This is a genomic window from Olivibacter jilunii (assembly GCF_900607235.1).
GTDB classification, from domain to species: domain Bacteria; phylum Bacteroidota; class Bacteroidia; order Sphingobacteriales; family Sphingobacteriaceae; genus Olivibacter; species Olivibacter oleidegradans.
The window spans coordinates 964,061-984,036 of record NZ_LR027849.1; the positions used below are offsets into that span (position 1 = coordinate 964,061).

Annotated in this window: 15 protein-coding genes; 8 read left to right on the forward strand and 7 right to left on the reverse strand. The window is 40.9% G+C overall.

What is annotated here, in order from left to right; translation table 11 throughout:
* Positions 1-28: 28 nt before the first annotated feature.
* Together E0E36_RS10115 and E0E36_RS10120 are read right to left on the reverse strand one after the other, a co-directional pair.
* Positions 29-748 (reverse strand): copper homeostasis protein CutC, encoded by a 720-nt coding sequence (locus tag E0E36_RS10115; RefSeq protein ID WP_130855839.1) that lies wholly within the window; start codon positions 746-748, stop codon positions 29-31.
* Positions 749-825: 77 nt separating this feature from the next.
* Complete coding sequence (locus E0E36_RS10120; RefSeq protein ID WP_013667141.1) at positions 826-1,845, reverse strand: glycosylasparaginase; 1,020 nt, start codon at positions 1,843-1,845, stop codon at positions 826-828.
* A 186-nt stretch (positions 1,846-2,031) separates the two neighbouring features.
* On the opposite strand from E0E36_RS10120, the gene E0E36_RS10125 reads away from it, so the two are divergent.
* A complete protein-coding gene (locus E0E36_RS10125) occupies positions 2,032-3,222 on the forward strand; it encodes a C40 family peptidase (protein WP_130855840.1) in 1,191 nt (396 codons plus the stop codon).
* Positions 3,223-3,260: 38 nt separating this feature from the next.
* Here E0E36_RS10125 and E0E36_RS10130 read toward each other — a convergent pair whose 3' ends face one another.
* The 3 genes from E0E36_RS10130 to E0E36_RS10140 are packed head-to-tail and all read right to left on the reverse strand — an operon-like array spanning position 3,261 to position 7,222.
* Entirely contained in the window at positions 3,261-4,748 is a 1,488-nt protein-coding gene (locus tag E0E36_RS10130; RefSeq protein ID WP_130855841.1) for a M14 family zinc carboxypeptidase, read from the reverse strand.
* Positions 4,749-4,790: 42 nt separating this feature from the next.
* Positions 4,791-5,849 (reverse strand): S66 peptidase family protein, encoded by a 1,059-nt coding sequence (locus E0E36_RS10135; RefSeq protein ID WP_130855842.1) that lies wholly within the window; start codon positions 5,847-5,849, stop codon positions 4,791-4,793.
* Positions 5,850-5,884: 35 nt separating this feature from the next.
* Complete coding sequence (locus tag E0E36_RS10140; RefSeq protein WP_130855843.1) at positions 5,885-7,222, reverse strand: dihydroorotase; 1,338 nt, start codon at positions 7,220-7,222, stop codon at positions 5,885-5,887.
* A 93-nt stretch (positions 7,223-7,315) separates the two neighbouring features.
* On the opposite strand from E0E36_RS10140, the gene E0E36_RS10145 reads away from it, so the two are divergent.
* From E0E36_RS10145 to ggt, 7 genes are all read left to right on the forward strand, one after another.
* Entirely contained in the window at positions 7,316-8,644 is a 1,329-nt protein-coding gene (locus E0E36_RS10145) for a DEAD/DEAH box helicase (RefSeq protein ID WP_130855844.1), read from the forward strand.
* Positions 8,641-8,898, forward strand: a complete 258-nt coding sequence (locus tag E0E36_RS10150; protein ID WP_130855845.1) for a hypothetical protein — start codon at positions 8,641-8,643, stop codon at positions 8,896-8,898. Before E0E36_RS10145 ends, E0E36_RS10150 begins: the two co-directional genes overlap by 4 nt.
* A 44-nt stretch (positions 8,899-8,942) precedes the next feature.
* Positions 8,943-9,293, forward strand: coding sequence for a gliding motility protein GldC (gene gldC / locus E0E36_RS10155; RefSeq protein ID WP_013667134.1), 351 nt, complete (start codon positions 8,943-8,945; stop codon positions 9,291-9,293).
* Between the two features lie 307 nt (positions 9,294-9,600).
* Positions 9,601-12,666, forward strand: coding sequence for a SusC/RagA family TonB-linked outer membrane protein (locus E0E36_RS10160; RefSeq protein ID WP_130855846.1), 3,066 nt, complete (start codon positions 9,601-9,603; stop codon positions 12,664-12,666).
* 50 nt (positions 12,667-12,716) lie between these two features.
* Positions 12,717-14,162: a RagB/SusD family nutrient uptake outer membrane protein gene (locus E0E36_RS10165; protein WP_242627176.1), complete on the forward strand. Its 1,446-nt coding sequence runs from the start codon at positions 12,717-12,719 to the stop codon at positions 14,160-14,162.
* A gap of 188 nt (positions 14,163-14,350) precedes the next feature.
* The gene (locus tag E0E36_RS10170) at positions 14,351-15,355 is read left to right on the forward strand and encodes an NAD(P)H-dependent glycerol-3-phosphate dehydrogenase (protein ID WP_041387583.1); all 1,005 of its coding nucleotides are present in this window, start codon (positions 14,351-14,353) and stop codon (positions 15,353-15,355) included.
* Positions 15,356-15,382: 27 nt separating this feature from the next.
* On the forward strand, positions 15,383-17,089 hold the full coding sequence (gene ggt, locus E0E36_RS10175; RefSeq protein WP_130855848.1) for a gamma-glutamyltransferase: 1,707 nt from the start codon (positions 15,383-15,385) through the stop codon (positions 17,087-17,089).
* 58 nt (positions 17,090-17,147) lie between these two features.
* Here the strand turns inward: ggt and E0E36_RS10180 are convergent, their stop codons facing one another.
* Together E0E36_RS10180 and E0E36_RS10185 are read right to left on the reverse strand one after the other, a co-directional pair.
* Positions 17,148-18,941: a DEAD/DEAH box helicase gene (locus E0E36_RS10180; RefSeq protein WP_130855849.1), complete on the reverse strand. Its 1,794-nt coding sequence runs from the start codon at positions 18,939-18,941 to the stop codon at positions 17,148-17,150.
* 285 nt (positions 18,942-19,226) lie between these two features.
* Positions 19,227-19,961 carry a DUF4397 domain-containing protein gene (locus tag E0E36_RS10185; protein WP_130855850.1) on the reverse strand — a complete coding sequence of 245 codons (735 nt, stop codon included), beginning with the start codon at positions 19,959-19,961 and terminating at the stop codon, positions 19,227-19,229.
* Between the last annotated feature and the right edge of the window lie 15 nt (positions 19,962-19,976).

Below are 19,976 nucleotides of genomic sequence, written 5' to 3' on the forward strand. Positions count from 1 at the left end.
TAAATCAACTATATGCCTACTTAACGTTTTAGCTATTTAACATCGCTACTATCTTCCTAATTTTATGCTCATTACTTACCTCGATCGTATCGCCCATATTGGTTATTGCCATGTTGTGATAGATCATTTTACTTGGAATAGGTTCTTTTGCTGATGTATGGAATTCTTTAGCATTGGTCGATTTTTTTAATTCTGTAATGTTTTGTTCATTAATGCCCGAACCAGGCATAATGACGATTCTATCACCTGCCTTTTCAACTAAGGTCTTTAAGAATGCAGTTCCTTCTGTCGCAGTATTTTCCATACCCGATGTCAATATACGTTCGCAGCCACATTCTATAATATCTTCTAGCGCTTTTAAACCATCATTGCTGCAGTCGAAGGCGCGATGGAAGGTAACACCCATTGGAGAGGCTAGTTTAACCAATTCTTTCGTTCGCTCGATGTCTACATTCCCATCTTGATCTAGTAGACCAATCACTATACCATCGCAGCCAAGCTGTTTGCATATAGCGATATCTTCTTTCATGACGGTAAATTCATCATCAGAATAAAAGAAGTCTCCTGCACGTGGTCTAACCAGTACATATACCTTTATTTTAAGCAGCTTGCGAACGCTTTTTATGGTTCCATAGGAAGGTGTTGTTCCGCCTTCATTTAAATTCTCACAAAGCTCGATGCGTTGGGCACCGCCAAGTTGCGCGGACAAAGCGGATGCAAGTGAGTTTGCACATATTTCGAGTGTCATATGTAGTTGTTGGTTATTAGTCATCAGTTGTTGGCGGAAGAAGCTAGGCTTCAAAACTCATAACACGAAAACGTTATTTAGTATATACTTTTCCCTTTAATAAGTAAGTCTTGTTGTTCTTCATTACACACGGCAAACGAAAATCCTTGTTGTAGGGCATAGGCGCCATATTCACCTTGCTTATTCATGGCTAAGAAGCCAACTTGGATTTCCTTCGCTTTCGCGGGTTTTTTCTTTACAATGCGCTGAACGGCTTCCTTGCAGGCATCTTCCGGTGAATAACCTTGGCGCATTAATTCAACAACCAGAAAGCTTCCAACGGTTCTGACCACTTCTTCACCCACGCCCGTAGAAGTAGCAGCACCTATTTCGTTATCTACATACAAGCCGGCGCCAATAATGGGACTGTCACCCACCCGGCCATGCATTTTAAAAGCCATTCCACTTGTGGTGCAGGCACCGCTAAGGTTGCCACGGTTATCCAAAGCTAGCATACCAATTGTGTCGTGATTATATTGATTACCTGGTAATTTATTTGGCGAAAAATGCTGATTTTCAATATTCATAATCGGCTTGTACTCAGCTTTTTTTAACCATTCTTTCCAAGCTTTCTCTGATTCTTTTGTCAAAAGGTTTTCCTTCTTAAAACCGTTTTCCAATGCAAATTGAAGCGCACCATCACCTGCAAGCATTACATGTGGAGTCTTTTCCATTACCAACCTGGCGACTGAAATGGCGTGTGTAATATGCTCCATAGCTAACACGGCCCCGCAATTGCCATTCTCATCCATAATGCATGCGTCTAATGTCACGTGTCCATCGCGATCAGGATAACCGCCTTTGCCAACGGTAACATTTTTAAGATCGGCTTCCGGCACTTTTACACCAGCTTCGACGGCATCTAATGCACGTCCTCCTTCTTTTAATATTTGCCATGCAGCTTGATTGGCTGCAATCCCAAAATCCCAGGTGGAGATGACAATAGGCTTGGAAGATTTTGCGGAAAACGAGAGTGGATGTCCATATGTTTCGTTCTTAATTCCCAAGGCAACAGTTCCGATAATGCCTTGACGAATGAACTTTCTTCGATTGATCATTCTAGTTTATTTATATCGATGCAAACATAAAAAAACTCTTTAGAAAAACGGCAAGTAAGTGACATGCAAAAGAAATCGTTGCGCAAAATGCGTTATTTTGCATTTTTATATAAAAATTATGCAAAGATAATTTGCTCTTCTTGACATATACGTTAATTTAGTACCTAATACCTCCATCTGAATTATATGAAAAGGATCACGATTCTTGTTATATTCGCTTTAGGGCTTTGTTCGCGGTTAAATGCACAGCAGAATTTGCCCCTAGAAGAAAGAATTGTACACTTAATAGAGCTCACACGCAGTAAATATGCATTGGATAAAAGGACAGTTGTTTTTGAAGCTTATACCGATTCTTTAGGAAGATGTGTACTTGAAACGAGCAGCAACGTAGCAGCCGCCTATTTTCGTGAACAATACCAAACTGCCAATATAAACCAGCCTTTATTCATTAATACTTTGCCGGACGCGGCGCTGCAAGATACTACTTTTGGTGTAATAAATGTTTCTGTAGGTAATATGCGTACGGTCCCCAAAAATGCTGCGGAAATGGCCAGTCAAGCACTGCTCGGTTGGCCGGTTGATGTATTGAGAAAGAAGGAGGGGTACTATCTAGTGCGAACGATCGATGGCTATATTAGCTGGCTAGATGAAGCTGCTATTTCGTTAAAAACGAAGCCTGAAATAGATGATTGGAATAGAAAGGAAAAAGTAATAATTGTAGGCGACTACGGGCATGTCTACAGTGATCTGGATAAAAGGTCTTTGCGAGTTTCTGATATAGTGATGGGAAATATATTGGTAAAAGAGGGTGAGTTCAAGGATTTTTTTAAAGTCATTTTTCCCGACGGCAGACGTGGTTATATCGATAAGGCAATAGCGCTGGATTATGAAGATTGGAGACACGGGCTTAACCCATCAGCAGATGCAGTTCTGGGAATTGCAAAAACAATGATTGGTGTGCCTTATCTATGGGGAGGAACATCGATAAAAGGAGTTGATTGCAGTGGATTTACAAAGACAGCCTATTTAATGAATGGTTTTATCATTCCGAGAGACGCTTCACAACAAGTCTTAGTAGGAGAGCCCATTAATATTTTAACGAATGATAAACTTGATTTATCCAAAGCACTTAACAATTTAAAACCGGGCGATCTCCTATTTTTTGCTGGAGGAAAGCATAGAAGCTCAAATGCCAAGGTAACCCATGTGGCATTATATATAGGCGATGGTAGCTTCATCCACGCCGCAGGCAAGGTGAGGATCAACAGTATGGTGCCCGGAGCCTCCAATTATGATGATTTTGAAAGTCGAACGGTAGTAGCAGCGCGTCGCTATTTAGCAAACCGGGAAATAGAGGGCATAAAGAAGGTGAAATAGTTCGATTGACACCTCGTTTCTTCCAGTCTGTTTCCTCATTATTGAATATAATTTTTAAAGTTTTCATCCAGCTCTTTCGACAAGTCAACCAAATAACCATTTACAATGGCATACTTAGGTTCACCCTCTTTAGCAAGAAAAAAATTCGCCTGACTTCCGAGCGTTGGACTGTTGCCATAAATTGTTCCGTTACCGGTTAAAAGAAGCGGCCATTTATAGTGTTTATTATTCGCTACGTTTTTAACTTGAACAGCAATGTAACCTGCTCGCAATAATCCGATAACCTTTTCCTTTGTGAGTTCGTTGGGATGATTTATTGCTGTCGGATACAATTTCCCTTTCATAAAACTAAGCCCTTTCGCATCCAACTCCTCATAGCCGTAACTATCTTTCAGGTCACCTACATCGTCAATTCTACCTCGTATATAAAATGCGCTGTCCGGTGCATTCAATTCGTCTCTTTTAATCGCTAGATCAATCGGATAGGTTACCGAGTCTCGCTCAGCTTGGATATTCCTTATTAATAGATCACATAGTTTAGTCGCATTTTCAGGAATATCTTGATAAGCCTTTTGTTCATACTGGGTATAACTTTCTTGTGCGATCTCAATCAAGGCGTTTAAAATAATCAAAAAGTTTAGCTTTCGGATATATTGCTTTTCGGGATCATTTTTATAACCTCCCGATTCGATAAGCACCGTGCTGGCTCCCCATTTCTGAAAATTGTCGCCGAAACCGCGGGGTTCATGTGTGTCATCGTATTTAGCCACACCATTGGGGATGTATTGCTGTAAGATTTTATTCATTCCCACAATAAGTTGCATCGCTCGGCCCCTTACATCATTAATGTCTTTTTCATGATTATAAGCTGGTGCCAAGAACGATATTGTCGCTGGATTTGGCGTGCCCGGAACGTTGTAATAAATATGTTGATCATGCAAATTAAAGCCGAATGCCGGTTTGTTAACTTCGGCAGCATGTTTTAGTATGCGAGCCTCCGGGCTCGCGGTTTCGCGGGCATCTCGATTTAAATCGATGTCCAACGCATTTCTGCGGTTAAAAATTTCAGCACCATCGGGATTGATCATGGGTAGAAAGTACAATGTTGTTTCTTTGTTCAGCAGATTTCGAACGGAATCAAATTGGTCATTTCTACCCTCCAAAAAATTAAAGAGATCAAATAGCGCCATGGTAGCGGTACTTTCGTTACCGTGCATTTGTGACCATAGCATCACTCGTTTATTTCCTGAGCCATATTTCAGCTGATAAAGCGTTCTTTTTTGTACGGATTGGCCTAACTTACTTATTTCAAAAAGCTTACTCTCTTCTCGTTTTAATATCAAAGGCTCTATATCTGCGTGTTTAAATCGACGATGCGTAAGATTTTTTTCTTTAAAAGTTTCAAAAGCAGTTGCTAACATAGCGGTATCGGGACTATAGTTTTTTTTGTTGTTAAAGCTGGATTTTTCGCGCTGACAGGCGCTTATTGTAAGTAAAGCAAAGAATACGATTTTAATTAACTTCATATTGCACGGGATTGTGAGAAATAACCACAGACCTAATTCATTTTAAGAAACCATCTTCCCTTCAACAAGAAATGTGCCTTCATTTGCGTTCATCGTAACTTCTGCGCCGACAGGAAGAATAAACTGCTCGCGAATATGACCAATTAGTGCACCCTGATAAGCGGGTATACGAAGTGGTTTAATATAATCTTCTAAAATTTGATCGAGTGTCAATGAGCCATAACCACCACTAGGCGAGCAATCTGTGCATTTTCCAAAAATAAAACCTTTGATTTTATCGAGTGTACCGTTTAGCTTCAGCTGACAAAACATGCGTTCAACTCGATATGGTTCTTCTGATACATCTTCCAAAAATAAAATGCTATTATCAAAATCTGGATAATATTTTGAACCAGCAATACTGGTCAAAACGGTAAGATTTCCACCTAATAATTTGCCTTTGGCAATACCGGGGACAATTGTTTGGATACGGTTTTGCCTTGGAATAAGATCGTCACCTTTGTTCAATGGATTGCGGTAGAGTGGGGGGATGCCGTTAAAGAAAATATCTCGGAACTGCTCCACGACTAGGGTCGGCCAGGAACTCGATCCTACCGGGCCATGAAAAGTTATCAAACCTGTTTGACTGTGTATAGCAGCGTGTAAAGCTGTAATGTCACTATATCCCAAAAATATTTTAGGATGGTGTCTTATTAGATTGTAATCTATTTTATCTAACAACCTCGCAGCGCCTGAACCTCCACGCATGCAAACTATAGCTTTAACCCGCGTATCTTCGAACATATCATGCAAGTCATCCAATTTTTGTTTATCATTCCCTGCAAGATGGCCGAAGCGATCATGGGTATGCTTACCCCATTTAACTTTAAATCCCAGGGCTTCGAATGTCTCTTGTGCTAGCATAAATGGCAAGTTTCCATCAATAGCCGACGAGGGAGAAATGATACCAATAGTATCGCCAGGTTTTAATTTTTCAGGATAAATCGGGGCTATCTTAGGCATGTTTTTCTTGGCAGCCTGCACCGTAGGCAGGTTCAAATTCGCCGATGTGACATATGCTATGCCAGTTCCCATGAAACGCAAAAGAGTTCGTCTATCCATTGCCTAATGGTTGTGATTGAATTTACCTGAATTAGCTAATCTCTTTCAAATAATAGGCGTTTCCCCGGTTCGTTGCTCACAATTTTTTCATTTTCAAAAGCCAGATTTCCGGAGACAATCGTATGTGTAATCGAGGATTTAAATGTATATCCATCAAACGGCGACCAACCACATTTTGATAGGATGTTGGATGAACTAACAGTATATGGCTTGTTTAGATCAACTAATACAAGATCTGCGAAATAACCTTCACGAATAAAACCTCTATTTTCAACCTGGAAACAAATTGCCGTATTATGAGCGGTTTTCCAAGCAATATCCGTTAGCGTTAGCTTTCCTTCATGGTATAAGTCAAGGAGGGCTTGGAGTGCATGCTGTACTAAAGGTCCTCCTGATGGCGCGTCGATATACGGCTTGGATTTTTCTTCCAGCGTATGTGGCGCATGATCGGTAGCTATTACGTCTAGTCTTCCGTCCAACACCGCCCGTAGAATTTCTCTTTGGTCTTCCTTCGTTTTTACCGCAGGGTTCCATTTGATGAAATTGCCCTTCGTTTTATAGTCCTGATCGTTAAACCACAAATGATGAATGCATGCTTCTGCCGTTATTCTTTTTTCTTTAAGCGGTATATCGTTTCTAAACAGGTGCGTTTCCTTTGCGGTCGAAATATGTAAAATATGTAATCGAGTACCAAACTTCTCCGCAAGTGCTACTGCGCTTGAAGATGATAAATAACAAGCTTCGGCAGATCGTATCAAAGGATGCATATCCGGCGTAAGTTTATCGCCATACTGATTCTTGAAATTTGTTAAATTCTGCCGTATTGTAGCTTCATCTTCGCAATGTGTTGCAATAAGGATAGGTGCATTTCTAAAGATAGCCTCTAAGGTCTTTTGGTTATCAACAAGCATATTTCCGGTTGATGATCCCATAAAGACTTTGATACCACAGACATCTTTGGGATTGGTTTTTAATACTTCCTCCAAATTGTCATTAGCAGCTCCCATAAAAAAGGAATAATTTGCCAACGAGTTTTTTGATGCTATTCTATATTTGTCTGCTAACAACCCCTGAGTCAACGTATTTGGAACCGTGTTGGGCATTTCCATAAAGCTGGTAGTACCACCGGCAACGGCGGCCCTGCTTTCATGCCATATATCTGCTTTGTGTGTCAAACCAGGTTCTCGAAAATGGACTTGATCGTCGATTAGGCCTGGAAAAAGATGTAAACCCTCCGCACGAATTATGTGATCGGCCGGGTGGTTAATCTCCGACGAAATCATTTCTATTATACCATGGTTTATATATAAATCAGCGATCTGAGTAGTTCCTTCGTTTACAATGGTAGCGGCCTTGATTAAAATGGATGACATAGTATTTTGTTCAGTATGATAAGTCAAACTTAGGCAAAATTGGCTTCATAAACAATTTTATCCAATCCAATCAATTCTCTATCTTTGCAGGCTATGCACAAATCATTTGAGGACTTTAAGTTTAACAGGCAAATACTGAACGCAATAGCTGACGCGAAATATAAAGAGCCTACGGCTATTCAACAAAAGGCGATTACTCCAATACTTGCCGGGCAGGACGTGATGGGTATTGCTCAAACGGGTACAGGAAAGACGGCCGCTTACGTATTGCCCATAATTATGAAGCTCAAATATGCCCAGGGATCAGACCCGAGAGCATTGATCTTATCGCCGACAAGGGAATTAGCAATGCAAATTGAAGAGAATATACAATTGTTCGCTAAGTATACGGATTTGCGTACCGTAGTTCTTTACGGTGGACTAGGGCCTAAGCAGCAAATAGAAGCACTTGAGAAAGGGGTGGATATTCTTGTGGCTACTCCGGGAAGGTTTTTGGATCTATACCTAGCTGAGCACATTAATACGAAGCAAATCAAGTTGCTCGTGATGGATGAAGCGGACAAAATGATGGATATGGGATTTATCGGAAAAATCCACAGGATTCTTGAAGTTGTTCCTAGAAAAAGACAAAATTTGCTCTTTTCTGCAACAATGAGTGAGCTAGTTCATAAAATTGCCGGTGATTTTTTGGCTTTTCCAACTATAGTAGAGGTGTCGCCACAAGCTACGCCGGCAAACACGGTAAGCCAGCAATTATACTTTGTGCCGAATACAAAAACGAAAATTAATCTCTTGCAATATTTACTAAAAAATGATGAAGATTTTCACCGGCTCATCATCTTCAGTAAAACGAAAACGATCGCTGACAATATATATCATTTTTTATCTAGAAAATATGGCGAAGATGAAGTGCGGGTGATTCATGCCAATAAGGGACAAAATACGCGAATCAACTCTATCAACGCCTTCAAAGAGGGATCTGTAAGAATACTTGTTGCGACAGATGTAGCTGCCAGAGGGTTGGATGTAAGCGATGTAAGCCACGTTATTAATTTTGATATCCCAATTGTTATAGAGGACTATGTACATCGCATTGGTCGTACAGGCCGAGCAACGAAATCGGGCATTGCCATTAGTATGTGTACGCCAGCGGAAGCGTACTATATTGCGAAGATTGAAAAACTTATTCGCCAGCAAATTCCTGTATCTGAACTACCCGCCGAGGTGCTTATAGAAAAGACTCCTTTTGAGGAAAAACAAGCTCAGGCTAGGGAAATTGATATGCAAAAGCGGAAAGAGAATCCCGAATTCAAAGGGGCGTTCCACGAAAAGAAAGCGGCGAACAAAAAGGTGAATAAAGCCGGTAAAAGCAAAACGGCAAGTAAAAGGGCAACAAAAGGCAATATGAAACGTAAAAGATGAAGAATCTCCGTTTGACTCCGCTCAATATTGTATGTGCCTTGCTCGCTGTTTCGGGGGTGTGGAGTGTAATTGTTGATCAATTGGCTTGGAAGAGAATTGCGCTTGGCATACTATTAATTGTTATACTGATCATTGCGGACCAGTTTTTTCGTCTTTTTTTTCAACGAATCAGACGTATTTGGCTTGTTGAAATGGGCTTTGTTGTTTTTACCATCTTGGTGATATGGCTAATAGAAAATCAAGGCTCTTTTTGATGTAGAGCTATTAATAGATAATGAATAAACTAAAATAATATAAAGTGAGAAAAGCAGAAATAAAATTAACAATTGAATTAGATGACGCTAATATTCCTGAAAATATAACCTGGGAGTCGACAGAAGGAGAAAACAAAGAAGCATTACCAACCAAGGCAATGTTTCTAGCACTTTGGGACCATCATTACAAAAATGCGCTACGTATTGATTTGTGGACAAAGGACATGCCTCTTGATGAAATGAAACGTTTCTTTTATGAAACCTTGCATACTATGGGCGACTCATTTTTGAGAGCTGCGGGCAGCGATCCTTTAGCGGAAGCCGTAATAGGAGATTTACGCGACTATTGCGCCCATTTTGCTGAAAAAATGGAAGTAGTACAAGCTCAAAAATAACGTTTTCAAAAAGAAACAACTAGTTCAATAAAGTGAACTAGTTGTTTCTCTTTCTCTACAAAGTATCCTTCTCATTCCACATGCCATAATTATGTAAGCAATATTGGCTGTCTTCAATTGCAAATTTCTGATTAAATAATCAAATTGTGTATTTGACGCTTCAGCTTTTCATAAATAGCGTTTTTAACCCTCATTGCTATAAAAGAAAGGCTGATGAGCCGTTAGTAATATGCTACGACTCCTTAGAGTGGACAGACAATTGTTACATACCCTGCATTATTAATCGTTATTTATTAAGCCTTCTGTTATGGTGGTTAGACTCTTATTTTATTTAATGCAATCGTTTAAATACATCAGTATACTGATTGCTTTTTTGTTAGTTGCCGATGTGTTATTTATAAAGCTGTCTCAAGCACAAGAGATTCCAACTCCGACCATTCCCGGCGATACGACCAACACAAAAACACAAGACACGATAACCGGAATTGTGAGGGATGAACAAGGAAATGCACTTCCGGGCGTTTCGGTAATGGTAAAGGGAAAACCCAACACCGGCACCACAACCGATCCGAACGGCCGCTACAAAGCCACTGTTGGCGGTAATACGATACTTGTGTTTTCTTACACCGGTTACGGAAGTAAGGAAGAACGCATTGGAAAGAGAAAAGAAGTTGATGTTGTCCTTAGAGCAGAGCAGGAAGCGTTGGAAGAGGTAGTTGTTATTGGTTATGGTTCGGTAAAAAAACGAGATTTGACCGGTTCCGTGGCGCAGGTAAAAGCTACTGAAATCAATGCTTTTCCAACAAGTAATGCATTGCAATCGTTATCAGGCCGGGCACCTGGCGTGCAAGTTTATCAGGGTTCCGGCGCACCTGGGCCTGCTATGTCCGTACGTATTAGGGGAGCCAATTCCATCTTAGGAAGCAACGAGCCCTTATACGTCGTGGATGGTTTTCCCTTATCGGGGAGCAATCCGACTATCCTAAATAACGCGGACATAGAAAGTATGGAAATACTGAAAGATGCATCCGCGACAGCAATATATGGTTCGCGGGGGGCCAACGGTGTAGTAATTATCACAACAAAACAAGGCGGAGTTGAAGGTACGGGAAGTGCAACACAGGTAGATTTTGAAGCTAATTACGGCATACAGCAAATCCGAAAAAAACTGGATTTGATGACCGGACCTGAATACGCCACGTTTTATAACCTACGTGCTGCAAATGATGGAGTTACCCCTTATTTTACGCAAGAACAAATTAATAATTTACCATCGTTCGATTGGCAAGATTTTATTTTCCGTTCAGCACCGATAAAAAGCACCTCACTCAATATTGGCGGTGGAAATGAACGTACGCAATTTTCAGTCGGTGGTAGTGTGCTTGCACAAGACGGAATTATCAAAGGAAGCGATTATGATCGATATTCTTTACGTGGAAGTATTCAACATCAGATTAGTGACAAGCTAACAGTTGATGCTAATGCTACGTTAAGTAGATTAATCACGGGAAGAAAAGACAGTAATGGTGGAGCAAGGGGTAATTCATTGATATCATCAATTTTAGGGGCACCTCCTGCATTAACGCCATACGACGATAATGGGGGGTACAGATTGCTCTCAAACGCCTTCAATATCGCAGCACCGGATATTATAAATCCATTGAATTGGATAAACGAAGAAACAAACAAAACGGAAGCAAATTTAGTGCTTGCGAATGCAGCCGTTACTTACAAACCTATATCAGACATCAATATTAAACTCTTAACCGGTATTGAGAATCGAGATGATCGCGAAAATATGTATCGCACAAACCGGTATCAAGGCTCAACGGGTGAAGCAAAAATTACGGCTAATAATGAACAAAGTAGATTGGTTGAACTAACCGCAAACTATAATAAGATTTGGAATGAGCGACACAATTTCTCCGCGTTAGCGGGTGTAACTTATCAGGATTTTATAAATAGCTACGTGATGGGAAGCGGCCAGGGATTCATTAGTAATGTAAGCGGATGGGATAATTTAGGCGGCGCTTTGGTGCCTTTAGTGCCTGCATCAGGTTATAATAAATCAACTTTGCTGTCTTATTTGGCAAGAGTAAACTACACATTGGATGATAAGTATCTTTTTACGGTAAGCTTTCGTGCCGATGGGTCGTCTCGGTACCGTACGGACAGTCGCTGGGGTTATTTCCCGTCCGGCGCTTTTGCATGGCGAGTCTCGCAGGAGGATTTTATGAAAGATCACAATTGGATATCTGACCTTAAATTGCGGGTAAGCTGGGGTAAAACAGGTACACAGATTGAAGATTTTTATCCGACGTTTAATCCATTAGCTGGCGGATATACTGTTTTCGGACAAGATTTGCACTTAGCTTTTGCGCCTGAGACTGATCTTCCAAATAGGGATTTAAAATGGGAAACGACTGAGCAGATCGATGCGGGACTTGATTTTGGTGTTTTAGATAATCGGCTTGTTTTTACGGCAGATTACTACCGCAAAACTACAAAAGATTTATTAAATGCTGTTCCACTGCCCACTTCAATGGGATACGCAACGACCTTTCAGAATGTGGGACAAATACGTAATAGCGGTGTTGAATTAGGCCTGAATGCTAACATTTTCAAGGGCGATTTTAAATGGGATGTTACTGCTAATATTGCATTTAACAGAAGCAAAGTCTTAAAATTATATGCAGGAGCCGATATATTTGGCGATGAACTGAAGATGAATGTGGTAAGTGATTCCAGAACCATTTTACGAGAAGGTTTACAAAGGGGCTTGTTTTTTGGTTATCTAGAAGATGGATATGATGAAAAAGGCCAGATAAAGTATAAAGATTTAAATGGTGACGGATCGATCAGTAACGCAGACCGAACGGTAATAGGCAACCCGAATCCGGATTTTATTTATGGGTTGAACTCCTCCATGTCTTATAAAAACTTTGATTTTACCTTTTTTATACAAGGGATGACCGGTAATGACATTTTCAACGCCAGCTCAATTGGCAGCACCGTGGATTATGTTTCCGGACTGAATATGGTGCGTGATGTGCTGAATAATCATTGGACTCCCGAGAATCCAAACGCAAAGTATCCGGTAATCAGCAATACCGTTAATGCACGTGTGTCTGATAGATGGGTTGAAGACGGTTCCTTCTTACGATTAAGGAATATCCAGCTAGCTTATAATTTACCTGTAGAGAAGTTTAATCTCGGGTGGCTTAAGCGTTTACAGGTTTACGTGAGTGGGCAAAATCTGCTCACATTAACCAATTATTCATGGTATGACCCGGAGATGCCTTCCAGTGGTTCTGATTACCTAAGTTATCCGATCGCTAAAACCTATACATTCGGTGTGAAAGCTGGTTTCTAACAAAAAAAGACTTTAAGAATATGATACACAACGCTCAATTAATATATACGATGAAGCATCACAGCCTGGGGATATGGCTAATAGTCGTATTTTTTACGCTATCGAGTTGCAGCAAAGAATTGGATCAGGAACCACGGTCGATCTTGGAAGAAACCTTTTATAATACAGCTGCCGAGGCCGAGGCAGCCGTCAATGCGATTTTCCCCCCAATTCGTTTAGGAGCGCAGGGCATCGCTTCTTATAATGCTACCTTGGAATGCCATAGCGATTATGCCTACGGAAGAGGAAGTTGGGCGCAGTTTAATGATTTTAGTGGCTTAGATGCTACGAATACCAATCGAGTAGGCGATTTTTGGAATTCATTTTATCTGGCCATCCGAAATGCCAATCTTGTCATTAGACACGTACCGGAGGGTAATGCAATGAATGATGAAGAAAAGAACAGGTATGTTGCAGAAGCAAAGTTCATGCGTGCCTGGTGCTATTTTCATTTAGTTCGTAATTGGGGAGGCGTACCGTTACGTATTGAAAGTAATATGGAAGAAAAGGATGTGCCAAGAAGCTCGGTTGAGGAAGTTTATGCTTTGATTGATGCTGATTTACGGTTTGCAGAAAGTTACCTCCCTGAAGATAATGCTGCACAGCCGGGAAGGCCTACTAAATGGATGGCAAAGACGGTGCTAAGTGATTACCTATTAACCAACAATAAATATCAGGAGGCAAGAGATAAAGCATTGGAGCTTGTGCAATCCGGTCTTTTCTCCCTTGTTCCTATACAACAAGTTGATGACTTCGAACGTATTTTTGGAGCAGGAGTAGGCGTAACAGATGAAGAAGTTTTTCATTTCAAATATACAAGAGAAGGTCAGGGAAATTATTATCCATTTATTATCAACCATCCGGAAACAGGGTATTTCATGAAAGGGGGTGGAAAAGGTGCTTATGCCCAATATTCCAATGTTAATAATAATTTTTATAAGGAATGGAGTGACTTGGATTTACGTAAACAATCGTGGTATCCAATGAATATCGGTCTAGGAGAAGGAACCGTTCTTCAAAAAAAGTTCATTGACCCCGCAGCTGCAAATGAATACGGGGCAATTAATGATTTTCCCGTATATCGTTATGCTGAAGTATTACTGTTATTTGCTGAAGCAGAGGCACGGGTGAATGGCGTCACAGCCGAGGCGCTGGATGCATTAAATCAAGTTAAAAGACGTGCTTATGGAAGAGAAATAAATACAGCTTCTGACATCGATTATCAAATTGGGTCATTTTCTCCTGAAACGTTGATAGACTCCATCCTACAAGAAAGGGCCTATGAATTTCAGTTTGAGGGAAAGCGTTGGTTTGATTTGAAACGCACAGGTAAAGCAGCAGAGATACTTCAAAAGAATAAAGGTGTAGCCATTGCTGATAAACATTATTTATGGCCGATTCCATTAGCTGAATTAAACTACAATCAGGGTATAACGGAAAATAACCCCGGGTATTGACAGTTGCTCGTCTATTTGTCTTATTATCTTGTTGGGCAAGTATAACACTTGTTATTACAGTAAACCAAAGTCTGGGAGCGATCCTAGACTTTTGGTTTACATGGCGTAATAGTTCTAAAAAAGAATCCATGTAGTAGTAATGTAAAAAAATCCTTAATTTGGCCTACTTTAGCAGAGTTGGTACACGCATGGAAAGAAAAAAGAAAGTAGCCGTAATAGGAGGGGGTAGCTGGGCGACAGCCATCATTAAGATGTTAAGCGATAACGAAGTGGAAAAAGACATTTTCTGGTGGATGCGAAACAAGGAAGCTGCATCCTACATTAGAGAATACCATCATAATCCAAATTACCTTAGTGCTGTAGAAATTAAAATCCCTTCGGACCAGATAACAACCAAATTGTCTGCTGTTATCAAATCTTGCGATCTCTTGATCTTAAGTATACCTGCGGCGTTCCTGAAGGATGCACTTTCGACAGTTTCAGCAGAGCTATTGCAAGGTAAATATATTATAAGCGCTATCAAAGGCATTGTTCCGGAAGAAAATCAGATAATTGGCGACTATTTACAGAGTCGATTCGACGTTCCCTTGGATCGCATTGCTGTCATTAGCGGACCCTGTCATGCGGAGGAAGTCTCCTTGGAAAAGCTTTCTTATCTAACTATTGCCTCTGCGTCTCCACATACGGCTTCTGTTTTTTCGTCTATGCTCAATACGCGTTATATTAAGACGATTCAATCCGATGATATATATGGAACCGAGTATGGAGCTGTTTTGAAAAATATTTATGCCGTTGCCAGTGGCATATGTCATGGCGTGGGGTACGGTGATAATTTCCAAGCGGTTCTTATTTCCAACGCTATTCGTGAGATGGCTCGCTTTTTGGCAAAAGTACATCCGATTAACCGAGATATCAATGAATCCGCTTATTTGGGTGACCTGCTTGTAACGGCATACTCACAATTCAGCCGAAACAGAACTTTTGGGAATATGATTGGAAAGGGCTATACTGTTAGATCTGCTCAACTGGAGATGAACATGGTGGCGGAAGGATATTATGCATCAAAATGTATTCACCAAATTAATAAAACATATCAGGTAGATATGCCCATTTGTAGAGCCGTATATGCCATTTTGTACGAAAAACATTCACCTCATATCGAAATGAGACTTTTATCTGAACAATTAACCTAATTATTAACCAATCATATAAGACTTATTATGAACACCTATTTACGATCAATCGGCAGATTCAGTTGTTTGTTGCTGTGCTTTTTACTTCCAACCCATCATATTGTCGTTGCACAGGATGCAGTTTCAGGATATAGGAATGGTATGGTAGTTTCTGCTCACCCGATAGCTTCAGAAGTTGGTTTGAATATACTGAAGAAAGGTGGAAACGCGGTTGATGCTGCCATTGCAGTACAATTTGCCCTAGCCGTCGTTTACCCCAATGCCGGGAATATCGGTGGAGGCGGGTTTATGGTGTATCGTTCTGCCAAAAACGAATTTGCCGCTTTGGATTTTAGGGAAACAGCTCCCGGCAAAGCGACACGAGATATGTATTTAGACCCCGAAGGCAATCCAATCGAGCGTTTAAGTTTAGATGGACAGTTATCAGTAGGGGTTCCGGGAACCGTGGATGGAATGGTTAAAGCCCACGAAAAATATGCTAAATTGGCTTGGAAGGATTTGCTTCAGCCAGCAATAGATTTAGCGAGAAAAGGTTTCCCCCTTACAGCTATGCAAGCGGAGGAGCTGAATGCAAGAAAGGAAGCTTTTCAGCGGTTCAATCCAATGGGAACGGCGCTTATTAATAAAAAAAGCGAATGGAAAGGAGGCGATCTTTTAGTGCAAAAGGATTTAGCCCGGACACTTACCGCAATTAAGGAGAAAGGTCGTGCCGGTTTTTACGAGGGTCGGACGGCTTTTTTGATTTTGGAGGAAATGAAGCGCGGTAACGGAATTATTAGTTATGAGGATTTAAAACGCTATCAAGCTAAATGGCGCGAACCGATTATAGGAAATTATAAAGGTTACCAAGTTGTGTCGATGCCGCCTTCATCTAGTGGCGGTATTGCTTTAGTGTCCTTGCTCAAATCAGTTGAACCCTATCCGTTGAGCAGGTGGGGCTTCCAACAAGATTCGACAATTCAAGTGATGGTGGAAGCTGAGCGGAGGGTTTATGCGGACCGCGCGGAACATTTAGGAGACATCGATTTTTACCCAGTACCAATTAAGGGGCTGTTGGATTCCAATTATCAGCTTGGAAGAATGCGAGACATGAATTTTAATCGGGCTACCCCTAGCAGCGCCATCAAAGCAGGAAGCCCTCAACATCATGAGAGTGAACAAACGACGCACTTTTCAATTGTTGACAAAGAAGGGAACGCGGTATCCATAACGACTACCCTGAATAATGCCTATGGCTCACAGGTGGTGGTGCAAAAAGGAGGGTTTTTATTAAATGATGAAATGGATGATTTCTCAATTAAACCAGGTGTGCCCAATTTATATGGACTTCTTGGTGGAAAGGCAAATGCAATAGAACCGGGAAAGCGAATGTTAAGTGCAATGAGTCCGACAATCTTAACCAAAGATAACAAGCTTTTTATGGTTCTTGGTACACCTGGCGGATCAACTATTATAACGTCGGTATTTCAAACGATCTTAAACGTCATAGAATTCGATAAAACAATGCAGCAGGCTGTTGATGCACCCCGTTTTCATCATCAATGGATGCCGGATGAGGTATTTGTAGAAGAGAACGCGATAACAGACGCTGTCCGAACTCGTTTGGAGCAGAAAGGATATAAGTTTACGCCTAGAGGTAGCATTGGTAGGGTGGATGCAATTTTGGTAGGTTCGGATGGCTCATTGATGGGAGGCGCCGATTCAAGAGGAGACGATAAGGCCGTTGGATATTAACTTAAAAATAAGAAACAATTGGTATAAAAAAAGCCCCTACTAAATAGGGGCTTAAGGGTTACCATTTTTTTCGTTCACCTTTTCTCTCGCGACGTTTTCCCGAAAAATCACGAAAACCTCCGCCATTACCACTATCTCTTTCACGATCGCGTCCTCCACGTCCACTACTTCTTGAAGAGCGCCCACTCCGACTGCTTCCACTTCTAGAAGGGCCTGCGTCTCGGTCGCCGGCTAATTCAACACGTACGGAACGTCCGTTGAAATCCGCTCGCTGAAATCCGCTCATGATTTTGTCAACTACATCATTTTCTACTTCAAAGAAAGTATACACACCTTTTAGGTCTATCTTACCGATGCTTTTACCGCTTATCTGTGCATTGTTACAGATGTATCCCAACATATCTCCTCTGGTAAAATCATCCACCGAACCAAGATTAATAAATAAGCGAGTAAAGTCAGATTTGTAGCCTGTACGGCCAAAACGATCTGCTTTTCCTCCCTTTTCTGATCGGGAGTCAGTTGCCGCAGATACATTCAGATCAGGTGCATTCTCGTAATAATCCAAGAAGCGATTGAACTCCAAGCTAGCAAAGTGCTTAATGACATCTTCTTTAGAAAAATCACTAAACTCGTCCATGATACGTGGAAGGTATTGACCGATTTGGTCATCATTCACTTCAACGGCTTTTACTTTATGAACAAGTGCAAACAATTGTTTCTCGCATACATCAAAACCATTAGGAATCTCTGCTTTTACGAATTGCTTGCCGATTACACGTTCAATCTGTCTTATTTTCCCTAGTTCTTTAGAGGTAACCAACGAAATAGAAACTCCCGTTTTACCTGCACGAGCAGTACGACCACTTCTGTGCGTATAATTCTCGATCTCGTCAGGTAAAGAGAAGTTAATAACGTGTGTTACATTATTAACATCGATACCACGCGCAGCAACATCAGTTGCGATGAGCAGTTGCAAGCTACGTTCGCGGTAACGTTTCATTACTTTGTCGCGTTGTTGTTGCGAAAGATCACCATGTAGAGAATCGGCATTATAACCATCCTTTATCAAGGCTTCCGCAATTTCTTGCGTTTCAATTTTCGTGCGGCAAAAAACAATACCGAAAATTTCAGGATTAAAATCTACAATGCGTTTAAAAGCCGCGTATTTATCGCGCGGTCTCACGATGTAGTATTCATGATCGATATTTGCGTTACCTGTATTCTTTGTTCCTACGGTAAGTTCAAACGGATCGGTCATGTAATTTTTTGCGATCCGACGTACTTCTGCCGGCATAGTGGCTGAAAATAACCACGTTTTCTTTTCATCGGGAGTAGTTGAAAGGATATCGTTAATGTCCTCTTGAAAGCCCATATTGAGCATTTCATCCGCTTCATCCAAAACTACATACCGTACTCCCGAAAAATCTATGGCCTTTCTGCCGATAATATCGAGCATACGGCCAGGTGTCGCAACCACAATTTGTACACCACGTCTAATCTGGCGCAGCTGATCGCTAATATTAGCGCCACCATACACAGCTACAACGTGTACATTGTCTAGATTTTTAGAAAAATTTTTTAAATCATTAGTAATCTGTAAACACAGTTCACGCGTAGGACAAAGCACTAATGCTTGAGGCGTGTTTTGTGAGAAGTCTAATAATTCTAATAACGGCAGGCCAAATGCTGCGGTTTTACCGGTTCCTGTTTGGGCTAATCCGACAAAATCGCTGCTGCCTGTAAGAAGGGCCGGAATGGCCTGCTCCTGGATTGGTGTAGGTTTTTCAAAACCTAGCGCCGATATGGCATTAACAACATCATGACGGATTCCCAATTGACTAAATGGGTTCATGAAATTCAAAAAACGTTAGACTTTATTGTCTAAAGAAGGTGCAAAGGTAGACTTAATTATTGATATATGCAAGCTTATAACCTTTTTTATTAACTGACTACATTAATTGTAATATAGAACCTCAAACCTGTTTTAACATTAACTTGTTTTAAAAAGATCATTATCTTATTTACCTCTTAACTATTTCCCACCCGAAGTAAGAGTGAATGAAGTGTTGTGAAAAAAAGCCGCCCAAGGGGAGCGGGCGGCTGTCCATCGATTGGGATATGATGGACATCAATCAACCTAATCGTGCTTGAAGATGGAGACCTTAAGCTTTTTCGCCTCCTCTTCAGTGTCTATAAAGCCAGTAGCCAGTATAGTATAATATTGTCCTTGTTTTGGTGTAAAAGTAGCGTTCGCGATTGATACATGCGTATCATGGTTAATTACCTCCAGTGTGTAGGCTGTGTTGTCGTCCGCTTTAATATTACCAAAAGCACTATTTTGCTTAAACTTTTTATCGGACGCTAAAAGTGTATCCACCGCACTTGTCTTCAAGTCAAATTTCACGGAGTCAGGGCAAAGATTAATAAAACGAATTCTTGCCATGCCGCTGGCAGGGACATCGCTTGCATAAAAATCCCGCATACCTAACAGTTCCAATGAATCAAGGCGATCTACCGCAAAAATGGAATAGCATACCCCACCCTCTAAACTCCAATTTTTTACATCCAATTTTTTATTGTCCGCTGACGTATTTACCTGAAATTGGTTACCCCCTGGATACACCAATTGGTAAACCGTTCTATCCAAATATTTAAATTGTTGTGTATTAACTCTATACCCGTTTATTCCTACGATTAAATCACCAGCATCCGGTGATGTATGTATAAACGATACAAGTGCTGCGGGTATGGTTCCATCTTGTCCGTTATCGTCATCTTTAAGACATGCGCTCATTGGCAACAAAAAACAAAGGCCTAGAAACGCATAGATCAATCTCTTCTTGTTATTTAACAATAAAGTATGTATGTTCATGTGAATTAATAAACG

What these genes read in the sequence shown, in the direction of transcription:
- E0E36_RS10115 (WP_130855839.1), bottom strand. Translation starts at nt 748, where the DNA reads ATGACACTCGAAATATGTGCAAACTCACTTGCATCCGCTTTGTCCGCG.
- E0E36_RS10120 (WP_013667141.1), bottom strand. Translation starts at nt 1,845, where the DNA reads ATGATCAATCGAAGAAAGTTCATTCGTCAAGGCATTATCGGAACTGTT.
- E0E36_RS10125 (WP_130855840.1), top strand. Translation starts at nt 2,032, where the DNA reads ATGAAAAGGATCACGATTCTTGTTATATTCGCTTTAGGGCTTTGTTCG.
- E0E36_RS10130 (WP_130855841.1), bottom strand. Translation starts at nt 4,748, where the DNA reads ATGAAGTTAATTAAAATCGTATTCTTTGCTTTACTTACAATAAGCGCC.
- E0E36_RS10135 (WP_130855842.1), bottom strand. Translation starts at nt 5,849, where the DNA reads ATGGATAGACGAACTCTTTTGCGTTTCATGGGAACTGGCATAGCATAT.
- E0E36_RS10140 (WP_130855843.1), bottom strand. Translation starts at nt 7,222, where the DNA reads ATGTCATCCATTTTAATCAAGGCCGCTACCATTGTAAACGAAGGAACT.
- E0E36_RS10145 (WP_130855844.1), top strand. Translation starts at nt 7,316, where the DNA reads ATGCACAAATCATTTGAGGACTTTAAGTTTAACAGGCAAATACTGAAC.
- E0E36_RS10150 (WP_130855845.1), top strand. Translation starts at nt 8,641, where the DNA reads ATGAAGAATCTCCGTTTGACTCCGCTCAATATTGTATGTGCCTTGCTC.
- E0E36_RS10160 (WP_130855846.1), top strand. Translation starts at nt 9,601, where the DNA reads ATGGTGGTTAGACTCTTATTTTATTTAATGCAATCGTTTAAATACATC.
- E0E36_RS10165 (WP_242627176.1), top strand. Translation starts at nt 12,717, where the DNA reads ATGAAGCATCACAGCCTGGGGATATGGCTAATAGTCGTATTTTTTACG.
- E0E36_RS10170 (WP_041387583.1), top strand. Translation starts at nt 14,351, where the DNA reads ATGGAAAGAAAAAAGAAAGTAGCCGTAATAGGAGGGGGTAGCTGGGCG.
- ggt (WP_130855848.1), top strand. Translation starts at nt 15,383, where the DNA reads ATGAACACCTATTTACGATCAATCGGCAGATTCAGTTGTTTGTTGCTG.
- E0E36_RS10180 (WP_130855849.1), bottom strand. Translation starts at nt 18,941, where the DNA reads ATGAACCCATTTAGTCAATTGGGAATCCGTCATGATGTTGTTAATGCC.
- E0E36_RS10185 (WP_130855850.1), bottom strand. Translation starts at nt 19,961, where the DNA reads ATGAACATACATACTTTATTGTTAAATAACAAGAAGAGATTGATCTAT.